The organism is Bacillus paramycoides (assembly GCF_001884235.1).
GTDB classification, from domain to species: Bacteria; Bacillota; Bacilli; order Bacillales; family Bacillaceae_G; genus Bacillus_A; species Bacillus_A paramycoides.
The window spans coordinates 1-2,407 of sequence record NZ_MAOI01000081.1 but is presented as its reverse complement, the minus strand read 5'-3'; the positions used below and the strand labels follow the sequence as shown (position 1 = coordinate 2,407).

3 protein-coding genes are annotated in these 2,407 nt (G+C 32.6%); all 3 read right to left on the bottom strand.

The window, feature by feature from the left end; genetic code table 11:
- A partial coding sequence (locus BAU28_RS19045) for a hypothetical protein (protein WP_071719583.1) occupies positions 1–379 on the bottom strand: 379 nt, incomplete at its 3' end.
- A gap of 427 nt (positions 380–806) precedes the next feature.
- Positions 807–929 (bottom strand): YjcZ family sporulation protein, encoded by a 123-nt coding sequence (locus tag BAU28_RS19040; RefSeq protein ID WP_002174933.1) that lies wholly within the window; start codon positions 927–929, stop codon positions 807–809.
- 230 nt (positions 930–1,159) lie between these two features.
- Positions 1,160–1,732 carry a tyrosine-type recombinase/integrase gene (locus BAU28_RS19035; protein WP_071719582.1) on the bottom strand — a complete coding sequence of 191 codons (573 nt, stop codon included), beginning with the start codon at positions 1,730–1,732 and terminating at the stop codon, positions 1,160–1,162.
- Between the last annotated feature and the right edge of the window lie 675 nt (positions 1,733–2,407).

The window sequence follows — 2,407 nt, the reverse complement described above, 5'->3', positions numbered from 1 at the left end:
GTTCATGTTTATGCTCATCACATTCTCTGCAATGTCTACGACGTTTGCAACAGAAACGATCACAATCAGGTGAATTTATAGAGATTACGTTAATTTTATTAACAGCAATACGTGCTAATCCTGGGAAACAATCAAAGTCAGATAAAATAATGACGTTGTTTCCTTGAAAACCTTGGAATGTTGCACTTGTAGGTCTTTGATGATCATATTGAATAACAACACAAGTACCAGGAGTTAATGTTCTTAAAAATTGTAGTAACTCGGGATTATTCTCTTCTCTTCGATGATCTTCTTTTCGATGATCTTCTCTTCGACGATCTTCTCTTCGACGATCAAATCTATCGAAATCACAACCTCCACCACAAAAACCAAAACCCATAATATTACCCCCTTTCGTTCGTTAGTACATCTTATGCTCGTCTAGAGAGGATGGTGTGAGTATATAAGTCTAGTTAAGTGTGGATTTTTTATTTAAGGGGTACCACCAACATTTTAACGAAAATATAGGCTAAGCAAATTTTAATATAAAAAAATGTTGATTTTACTACTGTAAAAGATTCACCCAGTCTCAAAATTCATCTTTAAATCAAAATTTTAATTCAAATTGTGTTAATGAGTTTTGAGAATCCCTTAGAGTATAAAAACGTTAAAATGTGTCTACTATCTATCCCTACTAGGATCGTTTATTAGGGTGGGGCACTGTTAGAATATGACTTACTTCTGAATTTGGTTTTATCAATTATATATGGTATGTGAAATTTTAAATGAGACAAAAAGAAAAGACACTCAAATGAGCGCCTACTTTTTTAGTATCCGAATCCGCCACCGCCGCCCCAACAACTACATCCGATAATGATTAACAGGATGAACAGAACGATTATTAAAGCAAATCCGCCACCAAAGCCACCACAAGAACCACCAAAACTCATATTTTTTCCTCCTTCAATTAGGAGATAGAACAATAGGTAAGATATTGTTTTAATCGATTCTCATTATTTTATGTTTTTATGAACAGAATGAGCAGGTCTTTTTGAAAATAAAGATAAGACACCCTAAGGTGCTTTTCTCCGACTTGAACCACTTTAATTTTAATAATATGTATTGGATTCCCATCCAAATTAAAAACGTTCGTTTTCCGTGTTTTGTTGGTAGGACCCCTTTAAAGATAAAATTCGTCTAAAATATTATCTTTTTCTTCTTTATTAATTCCAATATATTTAAGTGTAATTTGTGGTGTGCTGTGATTTAGTATTTCTTGCAACATGGCTACATCTTTTGTTTGTTTATAGAACCAATAGCCGAAGGTTTTGCGCATGGTGTGAGTACCGATGGATTCTACACTGGCAAAATCTCCGGCTTTTTGCAATTGTCGATAAGCCTGGATCTTACTAATGGGTTTGTCTCCTTTTCGAGAAGGAAATAACCAGGTATTATCTAGAGTTTGAGCATAGGAATATACCTCATCAAAAATGGAAGTAAGATTAATCATGCGTTCTTTCTTTGTTTTTCCTTCTTTGATTTTGAATTCTTTTCTTTTTTTGCGTTTTAATTTCAATATGGTTTGTGTTTCAAGTTGAAGTAGATCGCTCACACGTAATCCGGTATGGATGCCGATAAGAAACAGAATATAGTCTCGTTCAGAACAATGACGTTTAAGAGCCCATTTCATATCTTCAATTTGTTCTTTGCTACGGATGGGTTGGACATCAATGAGATGTGGTTTTTTATTCATAGATTTTCGACCTCTTTATTTACAGTGTTTTGAATGTATACTTTTGTTGTGTATTTCGAGGATATCAGATGATTTGTCGAGAAGTCAATGATTAAGGGGAAATGAATGTAAACTAATATTCAAAAGTTTACTTTCGCAAGAAAGGGTAATATAAGTTGAAATCTTAATTTTTATAACAATCTTGGGGAGTTAACTATTGTATTATTTTTTAATAAACCGGGGTTTACTAAAAAATATAGCAAGTATAAAAAATAAACTGGTAAATAAAATTGCTAATGATGTTTTATTTACTAAAGGTAATATTATTGCTGAAAGAGCGGATAAAATAAAGAAAAATTTCATCAAGTGTATCAACCTCCTATAGTATTTTAATTATCTCATTAAAAATTAATAATATAAATATTTGAAAGTAAACTAATATTTAAAAGTTTACTTTCAAATTAGAAGAGGTTAGCCCTTGGTTTCATCCTAGCTATTGCATTCATACTTAAAAACAAGGGGAAAAGATCTGGGTGGGGTAATTAATACAAAAAGACGAAAATCTCTACAGTCTGTTTTTTATTGAATAATTTAGGAACCAGACTGAAACTCTTGCATAATATGTAATCAGGAAAAACAGTTTTGGAAACAAAACGCCATTTCCATCGGGGCAACCCGAAGGGAAGACCGATGTCT

Bases quoted from the DNA above. Each gene is read 5' to 3' on its own strand.
- BAU28_RS19040 (WP_002174933.1), bottom strand. From the start codon at position 929: ATGAGTTTTGGTGGTTCTTGTGGTGGCTTTGGTGGCGGATTTGCTTTA.
- BAU28_RS19035 (WP_071719582.1), bottom strand. From the start codon at position 1,732: ATGAATAAAAAACCACATCTCATTGATGTCCAACCCATCCGTAGCAAA.